Origin of the sequence: Streptomyces sp. NBC_01190 (assembly GCF_045039895.1) — a bacterium.
GTDB lineage: Bacteria > Actinomycetota > Actinomycetes > Streptomycetales > Streptomycetaceae > Actinacidiphila.
The window spans coordinates 4596222-4616983 of the sequence record NZ_CP108580.1 but is presented as its reverse complement, the minus strand read 5'-3'; the positions used below and the strand labels follow the sequence as shown (position 1 = coordinate 4616983).

The window sequence follows — 20762 nt, the reverse complement described above, 5'->3', positions numbered from 1 at the left end:
GCCCGGCGGCCGGGCCCGAGCGGACCCGGGACACCGCCCGCGGCGGGGTGCACACCGACACCGGCTCCCGAGGCGGCGCCGCGGCGCCCTCGGGGATGTGCTCGGTCAACTCCGCCGACGCCGCCGGATCGGCGGGCCGGCCGGGCGGCGTGGCGTCGACGTCCGGCAACACGTCGTCGACCGCTCGCCGATGCCCTCCACCCCCGGAAGGCCGTCGCCCGGGTCACCACGCAGGGCCGCGAAGTCCACCTCAAGGCGCCATGCACATCGATCATCCGGAGATCTCTCCCGAGCGGTACGCGCACTCCGCGGCCGAGGTCGGGGTGGAAGGGCGGCGGGGCGGACTGCGGGTGGGGTTCGGTGGTCCGGTGGGCTCGGGGGAGACGGCCACGGTGGCGGCGCGCTGCCGCAGTCGGCGGCTCCGTCTCAGGATGTGAAAAAAACTGTCTCACTCTGCGGATGGCTGGCATAGTTGGCGGCACCACCTACCGAGGAGGTGCCGTCATCGTGCGACGGTGGTTCATGCTGGCGCTGGGTACCGCCGCGCAGACCGCGGCCTGCGCGTTCGTCTACGGGGTCCCCTATCTGGCGGACGAGCTGCGCCACCGGCAGCACCTGACGCTCACCCAGGTGGGGCTGCTGGTGGCCTGCCCCACCGCCGGGCTGGTGCTCGCGCTCTATCTGTGGGGGGCCGCCGCCGACCGCTGGGGGGAGCGGGTGGTGATCGCGGCGGGTCTCGGCGGGGCGGCCGGGGCGCTCGCGGTGGCCGCCTGGGGGCCGCGCGGGATGGTCGCCTTCGGCGGACTGCTGGTGCTGGCGGGGGCGGCCGGGGCGTCGGTGTACTCGGCGAGCGGGCGGCTGGTGATGGGCTGGTTCTCGGCCCGCGAGCGCGGGCTGGCGATGGGCATCCGGCAGACGTCGACCCCTCTCGGCATGGGCGTGGCCGCGCTGGCCATGCCGCCGCTGGCCGGCGGGCACGGACTGACCGGCGCCATCGGCTTCCTGGCCGCGCTCTGCGGCGCCATCGCCGTGCTCATCGCGGTCTTCGCCGCCGACCCGGCCCGCCCGAAGGCCGCCGCGAGCGAGCCCGCGCCGAATCCGTACCGCGGCTCGAACCTGCTGTGGCGTATCCACGGCTCGGCGGCGCTGCTCGTGGTGCCGCAGTTCACCGCCGGGGCCTTCGCGCTGGTGCTGCTGGTGGACGTGCGCGGCTGGTCGCCGGTGCACGCCGGGCAGCTCATCGCGGTCGCCCAGGGGCTGGGCGCGCTGTCCCGCATCCTGGTCGGCCGCTGGTCGGACCGGGTGGGCAACCGGCTGCGGCCGATGCGCCAACTGGCGGCGGCGACCGCCGCGGTGGTCGCCGCCGCGGCCGTGTCCACCGCCTTTCCCTCGCCGCTCACCCCGGTGCTGCTGGTCGCCGCCATCGCGCTGACCTCAAGCACCAACGGGCTCTCCTTCACCTCCACCGCCGAGCGGGCCGGTCCCGCCTGGTCCGGACGGGCGCTCGGGGTGCACAACACCGGACAGAATCTGACCGCCGCCGTCGTACCGCCGGTCATGGCCGTTATCATCTCGGCCACCGCCTACTGGCCCGGCTTCGGGCTCGCCGCGGCCGCCGCCTGCGTCGCCGCGGTGATCGTTCCGGTGCCGTCACCGGTGGCTGCCACCGCCGACGCGGGGGCTGGTCGTACGATCTCGGCATGAGCGACCGGCGAATCGAGGAACTGTCCGAGCTGCCGCGGGACACCGCGGCCGCGGCCGCGGAGCTGATCGAGGCGGCGGCCGCCGCCGACGGCCGGCCGGCGGTCTCCGAGCAGGGGCGGCTGCACATCAGGCGCGGCGCCACGGAGGGGGTACGCCATCTGCTGCTGTGGACACCGCGTCCGACCGGCGAGACGGCGGGCGACGAGGGCGCCGGCGCATCGGGCGGGGCGTCCGGCGACTCGCCGAACGGCACGACGGACGGCACCGCGAGCGCCGCCGCCGATCAGGGCGGCGCCGAGGAGCTGACCGGATACGCCCAGATCGACGGCACCGACCCGGTGGAGGCCCCCGCCGCCGAGCTGGTCGTCCATCCGGGGCGCCGCTCGCAGGGCCACGGCCGGGCGCTCGGCGACGCGCTGCTCGCCGCCACCAGCAAGAGGGTGCGGGTGTGGGCGCACGGCGGCCACCCGGCCGCCCGCCACCTCGCCGTCGTGCTCAAACTCAAGCTCTTCCGCGAGCTCCACCAGATGCGCCGCCAACTGGACCCCGAGCTGACCGGCCTGCCGGAACCGAAGCTGCCCGCGGGCGTCACCGTCCGTACCTTCGTCCCCGGCCAGGACGAGGCCGCCTGGCTGGGGGTGAACGCCGCCGCCTTCGCCCATCACCCGGAGCAGGGCGGCCTCACCGAGCTCGACCTCGCCGACCGCGAGGCGGAGCCGTGGTTCGACCCGGCCGGTTTCTTCCTGGCCTTCCGGGGCGCCACGCCGGCCGGCTTCCACTGGACCAAGGTGCACGCCGACGAGCGCCTCGGCGAGGTGTACGTCGTCGGGGTCGCCCCCGATGAGCAGGGCAGCGGCCTCGGCAAGGCGCTCACCGCGATCGGCCTCCGCCACCTCGCCCGGGACCGCGCTCTGCCCACCGCGATGCTGTACGTCGACGCCGACAACGCCCCGGCCGTCTCGGTCTACGAGCGGCTCGGCTTCTCCGTGCACGAGACCGACCTGATGTACCGCACCGAGAACTGACGGATCCGGGCTCAGCCGAACCGGCGACCGGCGGATCCGGCCGCCCCCGCCACCCCGGCCGCCCCGGCCGCCCCGGCCGCCCCGGCCGCCCCGGCCGCCCCCCGCCGGAAGTGCCCCGCTTGCCTGACGGCCATGCGCGCGTTACCGGCGATTCAACCGCGCTTGCGAGCATCACAGGATGCAGCCCGCTGCGCCACCCCCCACCGTCCCGCCCGACCTGCCGAAACCCGCGGGTACCCGGGACAATGGAGCGACGGCCGAGCGACGCCTCGGAAACGCCGCCGGTCGCGCGTTCGACGTGCCGGAAGCGGAGGAGGGCTCGCACCCTATGGCCCAGACCAATCACCCCAGTGTTCCCATCGCGCCTCAGACGGCCGAGGGGGACCCCACCGGGGACGGCTCGTTCCGGCCGCGCGTCGTGCCCGACCTGGCGCCCGAGCCCCCCGACCTGGCCTCGGCCGGCGAGGAGTACGACGAGGAGCTGCCCGAGGGCCGCTTCCTCGACCGCGAGCAGAGCTGGCTCGCCTTCAACGAGCGCGTGCTGGAACTCGCCGAGGACCCGACCACCCCGCTGCTGGAGCGCGCCAACTTCCTGGCGATCTTCGCCAGCAACCTGGACGAGTTCTTCATGGTCCGGGTGGCCGGTCTCAAACGGCGTATCGCCACCGGCGTCGCCACCCGCTCCGCCTCCGGGCTCCAGCCGCGCGACGTGCTCGACCTGATCCTGACCAGGTCCCGTGAGCTGATGGCACGGCACGCCGCCTGCTTCCAGAACGACGTGGCGCCGCAGCTCGCCGACGAGGGCATCCACGTCATCCGCTGGGCGGATCTCACCGAGAAGGAGCAAGCCCGGCTGGCGACTCTCTTCCGGCAGCAGATCTTCCCGGTGCTGACGCCGCTGGCCGTGGACCCGGCCCACCCCTTCCCCTACATCTCCGGCCTGTCGCTCAACCTCGCCGTCGTGGTCCGCAACCCCGTCTCCGGGCACGAGCACTTCGCCCGGGTGAAGGTGCCGCCGATCCTCTCCCGCTTCCTTGAGGCGGGCGCGCAGCGGTTCGTACCGCTCGAGGACGTGATAGCGGCCCACCTGGACGAGCTGTTCCCCGGCATGGAGGTGCTCGACCACCACATGTTCCGGGTGACCAGGAACGAGGACCTGGAGGTCGAGGAGGACGACGCGGAGAACCTGCTCCAGGCGCTGGAGAAGGAGCTGATGCGCCGCCGCTTCGGCCCGCCGGTCCGGCTCGAGGTCGAGGAGTCCATCGCCCCCAGGGTGCTGGACCTGCTGGTGCACGAGCTGAAGATGAAGCACGCCGAGGTCTATCCGCTGCCCGGGCCGCTCGACCTGACCGGACTCTTCGCCATCGCGGGCCTGGACCGGCCGGAGCTGAAGTACCGGCGGTTCATCGCCGGCACCCACCGCGACCTGGCCGAGGTGGAGTCGGCGTCACCGCCGGACATCTTCGCGGCGCTGCGCGAGCGGGACGTACTGCTGCACCACCCGTACGACTCCTTCTCCACCTCCGTGCAGGCCTTTCTCGACCAGGCCGCCGCCGACCCGGACGTGCTGGCCATCAAGCAGACGCTCTACCGCACCTCGGGCGACTCACCGATCGTGGACGCGCTGATCGACGCGGCCGAGGCGGGCAAGCAGGTGCTGGTGCTGGTCGAGCTCAAGGCGCGCTTCGACGAGCAGGCCAACATCAAGTGGGCCCGCAAGCTGGAGGAGGCCGGCTGCCATGTGGTGTACGGCCTGGTCGGCCTCAAGACGCACTGCAAGCTGTCGCTCGTGGTCCGCCAGGAGGGCGACACGCTGCGCCGCTACAGCCACGTCGGCACCGGCAACTACCACCCCAAGACCGCCCGGCTCTACGAGGACCTCGGGCTGCTGACCGCCGACCCGCAGGTGGGCGCGGACCTCTCGCACCTGTTCAACCGGCTCTCCGGCTACTCGCGGCGGGAGGCGTACAACCGGCTGCTGGTCGCGCCGCGCAGCCTGCGCGACGGGCTGGTCAAGCGGATCGTGGCCGAGATCGAGCACCACAAGGCCGGCCGGCCCGCGTACGTCCGGATCAAGGTGAACTCCATCGTCGACGAGGTGATCATCGACGCCCTCTACCGCGCCTCGCAGGCCGGGGTGCCGGTGGACATCTGGGTGCGCGGGATCTGCGCGGTCCGCCCCGAGGTGGCGGGCCTGTCGGAGAACATCCGGGTCCGCAGCATCCTCGGCCGCTTCCTCGAACACTCCCGGGTGTTCGTCTTCGGCAACGGCGGCGAGCCCGAGGTGTGGCTCGGCAGCGCCGACATGATGCACCGTAACCTCGACCGCCGCATCGAGGCGCTGGTCAGGGTCGCCGACCCGACCCAACGCGCCACCATCGGCCGCCTGCTGGAGCTGGGGATGTCCGACGAGACGTCCTCCTGGCACCTGGCGGCCGACGGCAACTGGACCCGGCACAGCTCCGACTCCGAAGGCCGGCCGCTGCGCAACATCCAGGAGATGCTCATCGACGCCCGGAGGCGCCGGCGTGGCCCATCAGCAGCTACCTGACAGCCTTCGCGGCCCGGGCTCCCTCGCGGACGCCCCCGTCGACCGGGGCGCCGCGCGGCCGGGCGGCGCGCTGCCGCGGGGCCGGAGCGGCCGGGCCGCGAAGGCCGCCCAGGACACCGCGGCCGCTCAGGGCGCGCTGCCCTCGGCCGCCGGGGGCGGGCCCGACGCCGGTACGGACGTCGCGCACGAGCGGGCCGCCGGGGCGGGAACGGAAGCGGGCACACGGCCGGGCGACGGTGCCGGCGGCCGAAGGGCGCGCGGCGGCCCGGCGGGCAGGGACGTCACGCGTGATCGCGCGGACGACGGGGACACGGGGAGCGGCGCGGTGGCCAGCGGCAAAACGGCGGCGGGTGACCGCCCGGGCGGCGCCACCGGTGCCCGCACCGCGGGCGAGGCCCTGGCCGGCTATCTGCGGGAGCAGGCCACCACCTTCCTGCGCGGCCTGAGCCTGCGGACGGAGAACGAGGGCGACTCCGACCTCCTGCTGCGCGGCAGCTCCCGCCGGATCGCCGGGGTCCTGCACACCTACGCCCCGCTCACCGACCCGGCCTGGGCCGAGCCGCTGCGCGGCGAACTGGGCTGGCTGTCCAGCACGCTGGGCCGTGAACCGCAGTACGTGGGCCGGCTGACCCGGCTGCTCGAGGCGCTGCGCCGGCTGTCGGCGCCGGGCGCCGACCAGCCGGTGCCGGCCGGCGCGAAAGGGCCGGCCGGGCCGGCCGCGCCGGCCGGCGGCGGTCCGCTGGCACTGGGCGCCGCCCGCGCCGCCGCCCTGCTGGAGCGGCAGCTCACGCTGGCCCGTACCCGGGCGCACTCCGCGACGCTCCAGGCCATGGGCTCCGCCCGGTTCCACGGCCTCGCCGACTCGATCGCGGTGCTGGCCTCGGAGGTGCCGCTGACGGCGACCGGGAGCGAGCCGGCCGCGACCGTACTGCCGCCGCTGGCCGGGCAGGCGTACCAGCGGCTGTGGGACGCGGCCGGGACGCTGCCGCTGCACCGGGCGACGCAGCCGTACAACGCGGAGGCGATGCGGGCCTCACTCGGCGCCGAGCTGACCACCGACCTCCAGGACACTCCCTGGCACCAGGTACGGATCCTGCTGCGGCTGGGCCGTTACGCCGCCGAGGTGCCCGGTTGCGGGGTGCCGGAGGATCCGCGGCTCACCGAGGCGGGCCTGCTGCTGCAACGGCACCGGGAGGCCGCCGAGTCGGCCGCCGCGGTGGCCGCCGCGGCCCGCACGCCGCGGATAGCGCCGGCGACCGCCTACGCCCTGGGGGTGCTGCACGCCGACCAGCGGCACGAGGTGGAGGCCGCCCGCTTCGCCTTCTCCCGGCTGTGGGAGCAGTCCGGGCTGCCCACCCGTCCGCCCGGTGCGTCACCACGCCCGGGGCGGGGAACACGAAGCTCATGATCGGCCGGCCCGAGGACGGGCGCGACGACTACGGGCGCGACGACAACAGGCGTGGTGACCCGGCGACGGTGCGCGCGGCGGGCGTGGTGCTGTGGCGGCGCTCGCCCTACGACGGGGGCGTGGAGATCGCGCTGATCCACCGGCCGAAGTACGACGACTGGAGCCTGCCCAAGGGCAAGTTGAAACGGGACGAGGAGACCGCGGCGGCGGCGCTGCGCGAGACCCGCGAGGAGACCGGCATGGAGTGCGTGCTGGGCGCGCCGCTGCCGACCACCCGCTATCTGGTCGAGGGCCGCCCCAAGGAGGTCCGTTACTGGGCCGCCGAGGCGCGTTCCGGCGTCTTCTCGGTCAACCGGGAGGTGGACCGCATCGTCTGGCTGCCGCCGGTGGCCGCCCGGCACCGCCTCAGCAACGACCGCGACCGCCCGCTCATCGACGCGCTGCTGCGGACGTTCACGGTCTAGCGCAGGTCCGGCTCACGGTCTGGTGATCGGTCCGGTCCACGGTCCGGTGCACGGTCCGGCGCCCGGCCCGCGCGCACCCCGCCCGTCCGGCCCGGCCCCGCCGCCCCTCAGCCCTGTCCGCGCCCCACCCGCGACCTCTTCCCGGATCTCGTGATCGAGTCGTGATCCCGTCGTTATCGCGCCTTTTCCGTTAACCCCGTGTGTCCCATACGTGACAGCCCACGCAAGATCATCAAAGTGCGCCACCACCCTGACGGACGAGGTTCACCTTCCGTTCACCATCCACCGAAGGTCACTTCACCTCATCTGCCTACGTTCGGGTTACCGGTGAGCAGCGTGTCGCCGGGTGGATGCAGATACACCAACCCTCTGCTTCGCCGTCCACCGGCGGACTCTCGGAAGGAACACACGAAGGTGAAGTTTCAGCGTAAGAGCGGGCTCCGGGCCCTGACCGTCGGCGCGGTCGCGATTACCGGCGCGCTCGTCCTGACCGCCTGCGGTTCGGACGACAACAACGACAGCAGCGCCACCCCGTCCGGCAGCGGTCAGCCCTCCGCCAGCGCGAGCGCCTCCAACGCGTCGTCCATCTCCTGCGAAAAGGGCCAGATCCTGGCCTCGGGCTCCACCGCCCAGCAGAACGCGATCGACGCGTGGGTGAAGAACTACCAGCAGGCCTGCGCCGGCGCGACCATCAACTACAAGGGCTCGTCCTCCGGTGAGGGTGTCGTCGACTTCAACCAGGGCACGGACGCCTTCGCCGGCTCCGACTCCCCGCTGAAGCCGGCGGAGGTCGCCTCCTCCAAGAAGGTCTGCGCGAGCGGCGAGGGCATCTCCATCCCGATGGTCGGCGGCCCGATCGCGGTCGGTTACAACCTGCCCGGCGTCGACGGCCTGGTCCTGGACGCGCCGACCCTGGCGAAGATCTTCAACTCGAAGATCACCACCTGGAACGACCCGGCGATCAAGGCCCTCAACCCGAGCGCCACGCTGCCGAGCACCAAGATCCAGACGGTCCACCGCCAGGACGAGTCCGGCACCACGGACAACTTCACCAAGTACCTCAAGGGCGCGGCCCCGTCCGCGTGGCCTTACGAGCACGCCAAGGCGTGGGCGGGCAAGGGCGGCCAGGCGGCCGCCAAGTCCGCGGGCGTGTCGGCCCTGGTGAAGCAGACCGAGGGCTCCATCGGCTACTTCGAGCTGTCCTACGCGACCGCCAGCAGCATCCCCACGGTCAAGATCAACACGGGTGCCCCGGCGCCGGTCGAGGCCTCCTCGGCCAACGCCTCCACGGGTATCGCCTCCGCGAAGATCGTCGGCACCGGCTCGGACCTGTCGCTCGACCTGAGCGCCACGTACGTCACCAAGGAGGCCAACGCCTACCCGATCGACCTGGTGACCTACGAGATCGCCTGCGACAAGGGCAACAAGGCCTCGACCCTGCCGCTGGCCAAGTCGTTCCTGACCTACATCGCCAGCGCCGACGGCCAGTCGCAGCTCAGCACCCAGGGCTACGCCCCGCTGCCGGACGCCATCGCCGCCAAGGTCCGCAGCACCATCTCCACCCTTTCCTGATTGAAGCCGGCGGGTCCCGGGGCCGCTTTACGGCCCCGGGACCCGCCGCGCATCCGGTGCACCGCCGCCGGAGGAGCCACCCGGCCCCTCCACCCAGACCGGAGAGTCCCCATGACAACCACCGCTCCACCGACCGAAGCACCACCAGCCCCGTCCCGGACCGTGACGCGCCCCGGTGACCGGATCTTCTCCGGCCTGGCCCGCGGCTCCGGCATCTTCCTGCTCGTGGTCATGGCCGCGATCGCGATCTTCCTGACCATCCGCGCGGTCCACGCGATCTCCAAGGACCACGGCAACTTCATCACCACCTTCGAGTGGAACGCCGCCCTCAACCCGCCGTCCTTCGGCGTGGCGGTCCTGGCCTACGGCACCGTCGTCAGCTCGATCATCGCGATGGTCATCGCGGTCCCGATCGCGGTCGGCATCTCGCTCTTCATCACCCACTACGCGCCGCGCCGCCTCGGCGGACCGATCGCGTACGTCGTGGACCTGCTCGCCGCCGTGCCCAGCATCATCTACGGCCTGTGGGGCGCGATCTTCCTGGTGCCGCACCTGCACGGCCTGAACCTCTGGCTGGACAAGTACTTCGGCTGGACGGTCATCTTCGACAAGCAGGACCCCAACTCGTCGGCCCGCTCGCTGTTCACCGTGGGCATCCTGCTGGCGATCATGATCCTGCCGATCATCACCAACGTCAGCCGGGAGGTCATCCGGCAGGTGCCCAAGATGCACCAGGAGGCGGCGCTCGCGCTCGGCGCGACCCGCTGGGAGGTCATCCGGCTCTCGGTGCTCCCCTTCGCCCGCTCCGGCATCATCTCGGCGTCCATGCTGGGCCTGGGCCGCGCGCTCGGCGAGACCATCGCGGTCGCCACCGTGCTCTCCGCCTCGCCGCAGCTCTCCGCGCACCTGCTCGACCCGATGGGCGGCACCTTCTCGCAGAACATCGTGGCCAAGTTCGGCGAGGCCGACAACTTCGGCCGGGACGCGCTGATCGCCTCCGGTCTGGTCCTCTTCGTCATCACCCTGCTGGTCAACGGCGCCGCCCGGATCATCATCCAGCGCCGCAAGGAGTACTCGGGGGCCAACGCATGACCGACCTCACCACGACCCCGGTCGACAGCGCCCCCAAGCCCAACCACCTGGCCTCCCGCCGGCTGCCGCGCTGGACCCCGCTGGCCATCGCGGCCGGCGCCATCGCGGTCGCCTGCGCCATCGGCGCCGGCGCCGGCCTCGACAGCCAGATCCAGTGGGGCCTGATCGCCCTGGTCCTCTTCGTGGCCGGCAGCTACGTCATCACCAGCCGGGTCGAGGGCAGCCGGCAGGCCAAGGACCGGATGGCGACCAGCCTGGTCTGGGCGAGCTTCGTGCTCGCCGTCATCCCGCTCTACTCGCTGGTCGAGACGACCATCGCCAAGGGCGTGAAGGTCCTCAACGGCACCTTCCTGACCCACTCGATGAACAACGTGCTGACCATCGGGCCCGGCGGCGGCGTCTACCACGCCATCATCGGCACCCTGGAGCAGGTCGGCATCGCCACCGTCATCGCGGCGCCGCTCGGTATCCTCACCGCGATCTACCTGGTGGAGTACGGCAAGGGCTCGCTCGCCAAGTGGGTCACCTTCTTCGTGGACGTCATGACGGGTGTCCCCTCGATCGTCGCGGGTCTGTTCATCCTGTCGGTCTGGTTCGTGGTGGTCGGCTCCGCCCCGCAGTCCGGTTTCCCGGGCTCGCTGGCGCTGGCGATCCTGATGATGCCGGTGGTGGTCCGCTCCACCGAGGAGATGCTCAAGCTCGTCCCCAACGAGCTGCGCGAGGCGTCCCTGGCGCTCGGTGTCCCCAAGTGGCGCACCATCACCAAGGTGGTCCTGCCGACCGCGATCGGCGGTGTGACCACCGGTGTGATGCTGGCCATCGCCCGTATCTCCGGCGAGACCGCGCCGATCGCGCTGCTGGTCTTCGGCAGCAACATCATCAACAACAACCCGTTCAGCGGTCCGCAGTCCTCGCTCCCGTACTTCATCTACGAGCAGTACGGCAACGGCAACGACGCGAGCTACGACCGCGCCTGGGCGGCAGCCCTCGTCCTCATCGCCTTTGTGATGATCCTGAACCTGGTGGCCCGCGGCATCGCCCGCTGGAAGGCGCCGAAGTCCCGTTGAGCGGCCCCGCCGCGTGACCGGTGACCCGGTCAGAATCCAGCAGAAAAGAAGTGATCCCCATGGCCAAGCGAATAGACGTCAGCGGCCTGTCCGCCTTCTACGGCAGCCACAAGGCCATCGACGACATCTCGATGACCGTAGAGCCCGGCTCGGTGACGGCCTTCATCGGCCCGTCCGGCTGCGGCAAGTCCACCTTCCTGCGCACCCTCAACCGTATGCACGAGGTCACCCCCGGCGGCCGGGTCGAGGGCAAGGTCCTGCTGGACTCCGAGAACCTGTACGGCCCCGGTGTCGACCCGGTGACGGTACGCCGCACGGTCGGCATGGTCTTCCAGCGGCCGAACCCCTTCCCCACCATGTCGATCTTCGACAACGTGGCGGCCGGCCTGCGGCTCAACGGCGTCCGCAAGAAGAACGAACTCGACGGCGTCGTCGAGAAGTCCCTCAAGGGCGCCAACCTCTGGAACGAGGTCAAGGACCGCCTCAACAAGCCCGGCTCCGGCCTGTCCGGCGGCCAGCAGCAGCGGCTGTGCATCGCCCGCGCCATCGCGGTCGAGCCGGACGTGCTGCTGATGGACGAGCCGTGCTCGGCGCTCGACCCGATCTCCACCCTCGCCATCGAGGACCTGATCGGCGAGCTGAAGTCGAAGTTCACCATCGTGATCGTCACGCACAACATGCAGCAGGCCGCGCGCGTCTCGGACCGTACCGCCTTCTTCAACCTGTCGGCGGTCGGCCAGCCCGGCAAGCTCATCGAGATCGACGACACCCAGCGGATCTTCTCCAACCCGTCCGTGCAGGCCACCGAGGACTACATCTCCGGCCGCTTCGGGTGACACAGACCGCCGTGCGGTGCTGCATGGCGGTGCCATCGCACGGCGCACAGGCCCTGCTTCCCTGACGGGAAGCGGGGCCTGATCCGTCTCCTGGACGGTTGTGCCGATTGTGTGCCGGATCCCGGCCGGGGGTCAGCCGAAGAGGAACCTGATCACGTAGAAGCCGCCCGCGCCGACCAGCCCGGCGGCCGGCATGGTGATGAACCACCCGGCGACGATGTTCTTGGCCACACCCCAGCGCACCGCCTTCACCCGCTTCGTCGCGCCGACGCCCATGATCCCCGAGGTGATGACATGGGTGGTGGAGACCGGCGCGTGGAAGAGGTACGAGGTCGCGTAGAGGATGCCCGCCGACGTCGTCTCGGCCGCGAAGCCCTGCGGCGGGTCCAGATCGATGATCCGGCGGCCCAGCGTGCGCATGATCCGCCAGCCGCCCGCGTACGTGCCCAGCGACATGGTGGCCGCGCACACCAGCTTCACCCAGACGGGGATGCCGGTGCCCCGGGCCGGGTCGTGGATGATCAGCGCCAGCACCACCACCCCCATGGTCTTCTGCGCGTCCTGGAGGCCGTGGCCGAGGGCCATCCCGGCGGCCGAGATGGTCTGGGCTATTCGGAAGCCGCGCTTGGCCTTGTGCGGGTTGGACCGCCGGAAGAGCCACAGGATCAGCAGCATGATCGCGTAGCCGACGACGAAGCCCGCCACCGGCGAGACGAACATCGGCACGATGACCTTGTCCACCACGCCCGACCAGTGCACGGAGACCCCGCCCGCCAGCGCCGCGCCGACCAGCCCGCCGAAGAGCGCGTGGGTCGAACTGGACGGCAGCCCGAGGTACCAGGTGACCAGGTTCCACAGCACCGCGCCGGCCAGCCCGGCGAAGAGCACGCCCATGCCCGACCGGCCCTCGGGGGTGGAGATCAGGCCCTTGATGACGGTGTGCGCGACCCCCTGGCCGAGGAAGGCGCCGACCAGGTTCATCACCGCGGCCATCGTCAGGGCCGCCTTGGGCGTCAGCGCCCGGGTGGAGACCGAGGTGGCGATGGCGTTGGCCGAGTCGTGGAAGCCGTTGGTATAGGTGAAGGAGAGCGCGACGGCGACCGTCACGATCAGCACAAAGGTGTCCACGTCGGGTCAGGACTCCTTGACCGCGATGGTCTCCACCGTGTTCGCCACGTGCTCGAAGGCGTCCGCGGCCTCTTCCAGCACATCCACGATCTGCTTGAGCTTCAGCACCTCGATGGCGTCGTACTTGCCGTTGAAGAGCTGGGCGAGCAGCTTGCGGTGGATCTGGTCGGCCTGGTTCTCCAGCCGGTTGACCTCGATCCAGTACTCGGTGAGGTTGGACATCGTGCGCAGGTTGGGCATCGCGTCGGCGGTCAGCTCCGCGGCCCGGGCCAGCACCTCGATCTGCTGCTCGACGCCCTTGGGCAGTTCCTCGACGTTGTAGAGGACGACCAGGTCAACGGCCTCCTCCATGTAGTCCATGATGTCGTCGAGGGAGCCGGCCAGGGTGTAGATGTCCTCCCGGTCGAACGGCGTGATGAAGGATGAGTTGAGCTGGTGGTAGATCGCGTGCGTCGCGTCGTCGCCCGCGTGCTCCGCCGCCCGCATACGCTCCGCGATCTCCGGCCGGGTCGCCGAATCGGCCCCGAGCAGTTCCATGAGGAGCTTCGAACCGGTGACGATGTTGTCCGCGGACGCGGCGAACATGTCGTAGAAGCTCGTCTCCCTGGGGGTCAGACGAAAGCGCACGTTGAGGTCCTCGGGGTGCTCGGTTTCGGTCTCAGGTAATAAGCAGTGCTGAGCGGTGTCGCGCGGTGGTGATGGCTACCGTGACACCCAGTGTCGCCTATGGCCACAAGCCCCCCTGACGAGGGATGCCTCGCACAATGTATCGATTCGGTAAGGTATACCCATCGGGGGTATAACGGACAGAAGGGCGGGGAGGACGGATGGAGTCGGAGAGCGTCACGTCGGCGGGCGGCACCGGAAACGGTCACGCACAGCCGCACGGACCCCATGGCTACAGCCACGACAAGGAGTCCCATCTCAAGCGGCTGCGGCGGATCGAGGGCCAGATCCGGGGGCTTCAGCGGATGGTCGAGGAGGATGTCTACTGCATCGACATCCTGACGCAGGTGTCGGCGAGCACCAAGGGGCTCCAGTCCTTCGCGCTCCAACTGCTGGAGGAGCATCTGCGGCACTGCGTCGCCTCGGCGGCGGTCGGCGGCGGCCCGGAGATCGACGAAAAGGTGGCGGAAGCCACAGCGGCGATAGCGCGACTGCTGCGGGCCTGAGGGTCCCGCCCGGGGTCCGGGGGCGGGCCGCGAGGTCCCGGGAGAGTCCGGGGCCGCGGGGAATCACTCGACGGACGGCGCCACGGCTCAGTTGACGGCGGGCGCCACGACGCGGGCCACCTCGAGCACCTCGTCGATCCGGGCGAAGCTCAGCCGCTCCTCGTCGGCCGCGGACGCGGCGATCATCAGCTCACCGCACAGTTCGATCTCCATCAGTGCCACCGGGTCGTCCTGCACCGAAGTTCCGGGCGACGGCACCATGCGCGCACCACCTCCTCGCTCACGACCCGCCCCAGACCGGTCGGTCCGTCTCCAGCGTAGGGACCATACGTGCTCCGGCGCATGGCACGGATGGACCATTTCGATGAGGCCCGATCCGGCGGGGCCCTTACCCCGCTTGTGCAGAAACGATCTTTCCGCTCCAGATGTCCGCAGCTCGGGGCATGATCACGGGCACCGGTGAGCCGAACCGGTCGAAGCGGGTGGTAGAGACCACTGTCACATCCTGCCCGGTGCCGGGTGCCCGGCCGGCCGGGCTGAAGGTGAAGCGCTGGGTCAGCTCACGGATCCGGCCGGCCCCGTCGAGCCACGCGTCGAAGGGCACGTCCGTCACCGTGAAGCCCTTGGCCGCCGCCCGCAGCGGGCCGCGCGCCGCGGCGGGGGTGGCGCGGGCGGCACGGACGATGTCGGCGCTGCCCCGGTAGTGCCGCACCCGCACCCCGTCCACGGTCTCCTCGCCGACCAGCGTCACCTGCTGGGCGCCGCGCAACAGCTCGGCCGCCGCCAGCGGTTCGGTGGCGCCGCCGGTCACCAGGTTGCCGTCCGGCAGCCGGGTGGTGTCCACCCGCACCCACTTGCCCTCCGGCACACCCGCGCCGCGGTCCTTCATATAGAGGGCGCCCGGTGTCAGCAGCTCGGTGATCGGCTTGTGCTCCTCCGTGCCGGTCGCGTCGGCCGGCAGCTCCAGCGTGAACTCCCCCTGCCGGCGCTCGTAGTCGAACCCGCCGACCCCGGTGATCGTCAGCCAGGTGCCGCCGCTGGCCATCCGCATCGACGTCCGCACCCGCGAGCTGCCGGCCCGCACCAGCGCGTCGGCCGCCTGCCCGACGGCCTTCGCTCCGCCGGGCACCCCCTCCCGCCCCTCGGCGGCGGCGCCGCTCCCGCCGCACCCGCTGAGGCAGCCGACCACGAGCACGGCCAGCACGGCGGCGAGCGTCGTCGGCGGGACCGGGGTGACTTGGGCGGCCGGGACGACCGGGGGCACCGGGCCGCCGGTCCGGGCGGGTAGGGCGGGCGGGACGGGCGGGGCGGCGAGGTGTGGGCCGCCGGGCGCCGGCACCGCTCCCGGGACCACCGGGTCCGCCGGGACGCCGGGAACTACCGGGCCGCCGGTCCGGGCGGGCGGGGCGGCGGCGCGGCGTTGCGCCGGGGACTCGCCGTCCGGGGCTCGTCGGTCACGGGGCCGGCCGGCGGCTCCCAACCGCTCGGCACGCGCGGCGCGGGCCGCTCGGATCGGGCGCGCCGCTCGCAGCGCCCGTACCCCCGTGGACATCGGTGCCACCATCACTCATCCATCCCTGTACGGCCGCCGCCCGGCGCCGCCGGCCGATCGGCTGGGGGCCTCACCTCGCTAACGACGGTGTTCCGCGCGCCGTCACGCCCATTACCGTGGGGTCGTGCGCAATGTGATCACCACCGTTGCCCCCGCCCGCGCCGTCGCCGACGCGGGGGGCGGCGGAGTCGGCGCGCGCGGCGGCGACGCCGCGGAACACCGGACCTCCGTGCTCGAAAAGGGCTCCTTCGCCTCGGCCCGCTGCACCTGCGGCTGGCGCGGCCCCGCCCGCCGCTCCAGAGACCGCGCCCGCCGCGACGCCACCACCCACACCGCGACCTGACCCCCCGCCAACGCCCCGCCCCGGCGGCCGGGCGGGAGATCCCGGGCCGACCACCGGCACCCGCCGCGAACCCACGCACCGGCCGCGGGCGGCCCCGCGCCGCGCCCTCGGAAGATCGTCGCAACCGCGACCCCCGCTGGCGGAGGCGCTGCGGACCCCCAGGATGCCCGGGGCAGCGCGGGGCTCGAATCCCGGCGGCTGCACCTGCGGCTGGCGCGACCCGGCCCGCCAACGCCCCGCCCCGGCGGCCGGGCGGGAGATCCCGGGCCGACCACCGGCACCCGCCGCGAACCCACGCACCGGCCGCGGGCGGCCCCGCGCCGCTCGCCCCGAAGATCGTCGCAACCGCGACCCCCGCTGTGTCGTCTTGGGTTACCGAAGGTGCCAGGGGGCAGTAGGCACCTGCCCAGGGGTCGGTCGGATCCCGTGCGTGATGTGGCGGTGGAGCAGGTGAACGCGGTGAAGGCTCTGAATGCGGCGAACCCCGTGAGTGCGGAGGACGCGGTGGGTACGGCGGCGGGTCGCCGCCAGGACCGGCTGTTGGGGCGGCCGTTGGAGCGGCGGGACGCGCTGAAGGCCGGCGGCGGTCTGCTGGCCGCCGCCGTACTGACCGGCTGTACGGACAAGGGTCCCGGCGACGACGCCAAGGGCGCGGCGCCCAGCGGCAGCGCCCCGGTCGCCGCCACCTCGGCCGCCTCCCCCAGCCCCAGCCCCCGCCCCACCCACGTCACGGCGGACTGGAAAGCGCTCGGTTCCTCCCTCGACGGCGATCTCGTCCGGCCGCAGGACAGCGCGTACGAACGCGACCACCGTCTCTACAACACCCGTTACGACAATCTGCGCCCGGCCGCCATCGCCTACGTCACCGGCGCCGCCGACATCCGCACCTGTCTGGACTTCGCCACCCGCACCGGCACCGTGCCGGTGGTCCGCAGCGGCGGCCACTCGTACGCCGGCTGGTCGAGCGGCGACGGCCGCCTGATCATCGACGTCTCCCGGCTCAACTCCATCCACCTGGACGGCACCAGCGCCACCATCGGGGCCGGCGCCAAGCTGATAGACGTCTACAACACCCTTGGCCGGCAGGGCCGTTGCGTCCCGGGCGGCTCCTGCCCCTCGGTCGGCATATCCGGCCTCACCCTGGGCGGCGGGCACGGCGTACTGAGCCGTTCGATGGGCCTGACCTGCGACAACCTGACCGGCGCCACCCTGATCACCCCGGACGGCCACACCCACGAGGTCTCCGCCGACGCCGAACCGGACATCTTCTGGGCGCTGCGCGGCGCGGGCAACGGCCAGTTCGGCGTCGTCACCTCGCTGCGCTTCGCCACCCACCCGACGCCTGACGTGGTCACCGGTTATCTGACCTGGCCGTGGAGCAAGGCCGCCGCCGCCGTCCGCTCCTGGCAGCGCTGGGGCCCCGACCAGCCCGACCGCATCTGGTCGTCGCTGCATCTGGACTGCGCGCCCGGCGGCTCACCGACCGTCTCGGTGGCGATGATGTCCACCGGCTCGCGGGACGATCTGGCCGACGCGGCCGACGCGTTGGCCGACGCGCCCGGCGGCCCCGGACCCGCCGCCACGGTCTCGCTGCGGCCGCACGCCTTCCTCGACGCGATGTTCTCCTACGCGGGCTGCTCGGGGCTCTCCGACGCCCAGTGCCATCTGCCGCCGACCGGTGGCCTCGGCCGCGAGACGTACACCGCCCGCTCCGACTTCTACGACCGCGAACTCCCGGACACCGGCATCCAGACGCTGCTCGCCCAGACCCAGCGGCTCGCCAACCAGTCCGGCGGCGGCGCGGGCAGCATCGCGCTCACGGCGCTCGGCGGCGCGGTCAACCGGCCCTCGCCCACCGCGACGGCCTTCGCCCACCGCACCTCGCGGGTCCTGGTCCAGTACCTCGCCTCGGACGCGCTCGCCAAGACCTCCTGGCTCGACACGACGCACGCCGCCCTGCGCCGCTACGCCTCGGGCGCGGCCTACCAGAACTACACCGACCCCACGCTGGCCGACTGGCGCACCGCCTACTACGGCCAGAACGCGGCCCGCCTCACCGCGCTGAAGGCCAAGCTGGACCCGGGCAAGCTCTTCACCTTCCCGCAGTCCCTCTGAACGCCTCTGGTCACGCGCGAGCCCGGCCGGCCGGTCCCCAGGAGGGCCGGCCGGCCGGGCTCGCGGCCGATCAGCCGCTAACGGCTTCACCGCTCAGCGGCTGACGGCTCAGCGGTTGACGGTCTGGATCTCCTGCACGGTGACGTCCGTGGTGTGCCCGAAGGTGCCGTCCGGCAGGTTCCCGCCGGTCCCCCCGGAACCGGTCCAGGACACCTTCCAGGTGATCGTCGCCCGCAGCGGGTACGAAGAGCCCTCGGGCGTGGAGCGGCGGTAGGCCACGCCGCACGGCGGGGCGGCGTTTCCACTGCCCGCCGCGTAGGGGGAACCGATCCGGCCCGCCGCGTCGATGGGGCAGTCCCCGGAGGCCGGGTAGACGTCGGCGTCGGGCGTTCCCGGGTCGAGGTGCAGCGCCACCGGGGTCGCGGTGGTCGTGGCGGAGATGCCGAGCAGCACCGCCGTCGCGGTCACCGACACCGGCTTGAAGGTCGCCCGGTCCAGCCAGGCCCAGGTGGGCAGGTTCACCGTCTGGCCGCCGGCCGGGTTGAGGTCGATGTCCGTGTCCGGCACCCGGATCCGGGCGTAGGCGAGTTCGGCGAGGATCAGCGGGGAGAGGGCGTTCTGGATGTCCGGCGGGGGCGCGGCGCCCTTGTCCACCCAGAAGTAGGGGGCGGTGCAGTCCAGGGCCCCGGGCCGGCCGGCACCGTCCTCCGGCACGTAGGAGGTCCACCAGTAGCCCTTGCCGGCCTTGTCAAGGTTGAAGTTGGTGTACGGACCGCCGTCGACGTACCGCGCGCGCTGGGTGGCGTCCCAGTCGGAGCCGGTCGAGTCGAGCCCCCAGAGCGGCTCGACGTAGTCCTTGAACTGCTGCGGGCTCCATGTCGGGGTGTACCAGCAGGGCGGCGGGCTCCAGTCGGAGGTCGCGGTCACCGGGCCCACTCGGGGACCCGAGCCGTTGTTACCGGTGTCGTAGGACACCCCGCCGGCCTTGGCGGAGATGACCTGGGCGTCCTCGCCGCCGTTCTGCACCTGGTCATCGGTGCCGCGGCCGCCCGCGTGGGCCACCCCCGGCGCCAGGGCGAGCAGCGCGGCCGACACGGCGACCACCGCGGCGGTCAGGGTCCGGTTGGGCCTGGTCACGGCTGGCACTGTTTCGCCCCCCGGTCGGAGAGGACACTGACGGTCTGCCATATGCCCTGCTTGTTCTTGACCAGCTTGGTGTTGTAAAGGACGTAACTGTCGGCGGAGGTCGGGGTGTTCTGGACCTTGCCGGTCTTGCGGTCCTTGACGAACGACTTGCTCTCGTCGGAGCAGTAGATGACGGAGGCGGTGCCGTCGGCGGCGAGCGTCGCCTTCCGGTCGAAGAACCGGGTGGTCCCGATCCAGGTGTGACCCTTGCTCAGATAGCCCTGGACGTAGCTGACGGCGCCCTCAAGTGCCTTGTCGGTGCTGTAGAACCCGATCGCCGCGGTCTTCGACGAGCCGTTGAGTATCGCCGCGTCCATGGAATCGACCCACTGCTGGTTGTCGTAGAGAACGGCGTCCTTCGTGGCGTCTCCGGTGCGCTGGTCCTCGAAGACGTTGCGCGCCCCGGCGGGCAGGGCGATCCGCGGCAGCTCCGCGGCGTTCGTCGGCGAGGGCATCGGCGAGGCGGTGGCCGGGGCCGTGGTGGGCGGGGCGGTGCTGGCGGTCGGGATCGTGTCGGAGCCGCCGGAGCCGCCGGAGCCGCCCGAGCCGCCGTCGCAGGCGGTCAGCAGGAGGGCCGCCGCGGCGGCGAAGGCGGCGGCCATGGGTAGGGAAGAGCGGGTCACTTCGGAATCCCCCGTGCGTCGTCCGGTTCACGTCTTCACGTCGTCGCGTCGCTCCATCGTCGCGCCGCTGCGCCGCTTTACGCCGGTGCGTCGGCGCGTCGTCGCGCTGGACATCGACACTACCGGCGGTCGCCGCGGCGCTGTAGGGGAGAATCCACGATCGGTACCGCCCTATGCCGCGAGCCCTTTGTCGTCCGCCCGCTGCCGGGGAAGCGGGGTGCCCTCGGACGGCACCGGCCCGGCGCCGGTCCGGCGGACGAGGAAGGACAGCCGGGTCCTGGCCACGAACCTGGTGAGCGCGGTGAGCAGCGCGAGACCGAGCGGCGCGAGCAGCAGCGCCGTGGCCGCGCCGAGGGCGAAGCCGCCGAAGACATCGGTGGGGTAATGGACGCCGAGGTAGAGGTCGGAGAGTCCTTGCAGAAAGGCGATCGCCAGGGCGGCGGCGCCGAGCCGGCGGCTGACCATGAAGAGCCCGACGGCGACCGCGGCGGCCAGCGCGGCTCCGTCGCTGACGAAGGCGTAGTGGTGGCCCGCACTGCCCAGCACTTCGAGGCCGTCGTAGTCGACCGACGGCCGGGGGCGCTGGACCAGTTCGCGGACCGGGATGTTGAGCAGCAGGGCGAGACCACCGGCCGCCAGGGCCCACAGCACGCCCGCGACGGCTTCCGGCGCGTCGGGCGAGCGGCGGGCGACCCGCCACCAGCACCAGCAGGAGACCATCCCGATCAGGACCAACAGGCCGTACTCACCGAGGATTTCCGCCACGCGGTTGACGCCGTGCGGCACCCGCCCCGCGATGTCGTTGATCGCGCGGAGCAGACTGATATCGGGGTTCACGCTGTCGTTAGCGACCTCTGCCATAGCGGTGGTGCCCCTTACGTACGGTGCCGTCCAGGCTGGGCTCGTCCGCAACCCCCGTCGCTTG

At 72.2% G+C, this 20762-nt stretch carries 19 protein-coding genes; 12 read left to right on the top strand and 7 right to left on the bottom strand.

The genetic code is table 11. The annotated features are described in order from the left end of the window. The first annotated feature begins 459 nt into the window (after positions 1–459). From OG519_RS19190 to pstB, 9 genes are all read left to right on the top strand, one after another. The gene (locus OG519_RS19190; RefSeq protein ID WP_405585277.1) at positions 460–1704 is read left to right on the top strand and encodes an MFS transporter; all 1245 of its coding nucleotides are present in this window, start codon (positions 460–462) and stop codon (positions 1702–1704) included. Then, positions 1701–2729 (top strand): mycothiol synthase, encoded by a 1029-nt coding sequence (mshD, locus tag OG519_RS19185; protein WP_405585274.1) that lies wholly within the window; start codon positions 1701–1703, stop codon positions 2727–2729. The genes OG519_RS19190 and mshD overlap by 4 nt, the downstream gene beginning before the upstream one ends. 328 nt (positions 2730–3057) lie before the next feature. Further along, positions 3058–5280 (top strand): RNA degradosome polyphosphate kinase, encoded by a 2223-nt coding sequence (locus OG519_RS19180; protein ID WP_405585272.1) that lies wholly within the window; start codon positions 3058–3060, stop codon positions 5278–5280. Then, on the top strand, positions 5258–6688 hold the full coding sequence (locus tag OG519_RS19175; RefSeq protein WP_405585268.1) for a CHAD domain-containing protein: 1431 nt from the start codon (positions 5258–5260) through the stop codon (positions 6686–6688). Before OG519_RS19180 ends, OG519_RS19175 begins: the two co-directional genes overlap by 23 nt. Next, a complete protein-coding gene (locus tag OG519_RS19170) occupies positions 6685–7152 on the top strand; it encodes an NUDIX hydrolase (RefSeq protein WP_405585265.1) in 468 nt (155 codons plus the stop codon). The genes OG519_RS19175 and OG519_RS19170 overlap by 4 nt, the downstream gene beginning before the upstream one ends. Positions 7153–7566: 414 nt before the next feature. Next, positions 7567–8724, top strand: coding sequence for a phosphate ABC transporter substrate-binding protein PstS (gene pstS, locus OG519_RS19165; protein ID WP_405585262.1), 1158 nt, complete (start codon positions 7567–7569; stop codon positions 8722–8724). Positions 8725–8835: 111 nt separating this feature from the next. After that, the gene (gene pstC, locus OG519_RS19160; protein WP_405585259.1) at positions 8836–9816 is read left to right on the top strand and encodes a phosphate ABC transporter permease subunit PstC; all 981 of its coding nucleotides are present in this window, start codon (positions 8836–8838) and stop codon (positions 9814–9816) included. Beyond that, positions 9813–10883, top strand: coding sequence for a phosphate ABC transporter permease PstA (gene pstA / locus OG519_RS19155; protein WP_405585257.1), 1071 nt, complete (start codon positions 9813–9815; stop codon positions 10881–10883). The genes pstC and pstA overlap by 4 nt, the downstream gene beginning before the upstream one ends. 59 nt (positions 10884–10942) lie before the next feature. Continuing rightward, the gene (pstB, locus tag OG519_RS19150; protein ID WP_405585254.1) at positions 10943–11719 is read left to right on the top strand and encodes a phosphate ABC transporter ATP-binding protein PstB; all 777 of its coding nucleotides are present in this window, start codon (positions 10943–10945) and stop codon (positions 11717–11719) included. Positions 11720–11851: 132 nt separating this feature from the next. Here pstB and OG519_RS19145 read toward each other — a convergent pair whose 3' ends face one another. Continuing rightward, entirely contained in the window at positions 11852–12847 is a 996-nt protein-coding gene (locus OG519_RS19145) for an anion permease (RefSeq protein WP_405585251.1), read from the bottom strand. 6 nt (positions 12848–12853) lie between these two features. Next, positions 12854–13474 carry a DUF47 domain-containing protein gene (locus OG519_RS19140; RefSeq protein WP_405585249.1) on the bottom strand — a complete coding sequence of 207 codons (621 nt, stop codon included), beginning with the start codon at positions 13472–13474 and terminating at the stop codon, positions 12854–12856. A 200-nt stretch (positions 13475–13674) separates the two neighbouring features. Here OG519_RS19140 and OG519_RS19135 point away from each other — a divergent pair, with 200 nt between their 5' ends. Further along, complete coding sequence (locus tag OG519_RS19135) at positions 13675–14019, top strand: metal-sensitive transcriptional regulator (RefSeq protein ID WP_405585246.1); 345 nt, start codon at positions 13675–13677, stop codon at positions 14017–14019. A gap of 87 nt (positions 14020–14106) precedes the next feature. On the opposite strand, the gene OG519_RS19130 is transcribed toward OG519_RS19135, so the two are convergent. Continuing rightward, positions 14107–14280 (bottom strand): hypothetical protein, encoded by a 174-nt coding sequence (locus OG519_RS19130; protein WP_405585244.1) that lies wholly within the window; start codon positions 14278–14280, stop codon positions 14107–14109. 127 nt (positions 14281–14407) lie between these two features. Further along, positions 14408–15283, bottom strand: a complete 876-nt coding sequence (locus OG519_RS19125) for a hypothetical protein (protein ID WP_405585241.1) — start codon at positions 15281–15283, stop codon at positions 14408–14410. A gap of 412 nt (positions 15284–15695) precedes the next feature. On the opposite strand from OG519_RS19125, the gene OG519_RS19120 reads away from it, so the two are divergent. Both OG519_RS19120 and OG519_RS19115 read left to right on the top strand, forming a co-directional pair. After that, positions 15696–15914, top strand: a complete 219-nt coding sequence (locus tag OG519_RS19120) for a hypothetical protein (protein WP_405585238.1) — start codon at positions 15696–15698, stop codon at positions 15912–15914. 552 nt (positions 15915–16466) lie between these two features. After that, entirely contained in the window at positions 16467–18029 is a 1563-nt protein-coding gene (locus OG519_RS19115; protein WP_405592830.1) for an FAD-binding oxidoreductase, read from the top strand. A 108-nt stretch (positions 18030–18137) separates the two neighbouring features. Here the strand turns inward: OG519_RS19115 and OG519_RS19110 are convergent, their stop codons facing one another. The 3 genes from OG519_RS19110 to OG519_RS19100 form a co-directional block, all read right to left on the bottom strand. Continuing rightward, complete coding sequence (locus OG519_RS19110; RefSeq protein ID WP_405585236.1) at positions 18138–19175, bottom strand: hypothetical protein; 1038 nt, start codon at positions 19173–19175, stop codon at positions 18138–18140. After that, positions 19163–19837 (bottom strand): hypothetical protein, encoded by a 675-nt coding sequence (locus OG519_RS19105; protein WP_405585234.1) that lies wholly within the window; start codon positions 19835–19837, stop codon positions 19163–19165. The genes OG519_RS19110 and OG519_RS19105 overlap by 13 nt, the downstream gene beginning before the upstream one ends. A 171-nt stretch (positions 19838–20008) precedes the next feature. Then, positions 20009–20698 (bottom strand): phosphatase PAP2 family protein, encoded by a 690-nt coding sequence (locus tag OG519_RS19100; RefSeq protein ID WP_405585231.1) that lies wholly within the window; start codon positions 20696–20698, stop codon positions 20009–20011. Positions 20699–20762: the final 64 nt, after the last annotated feature.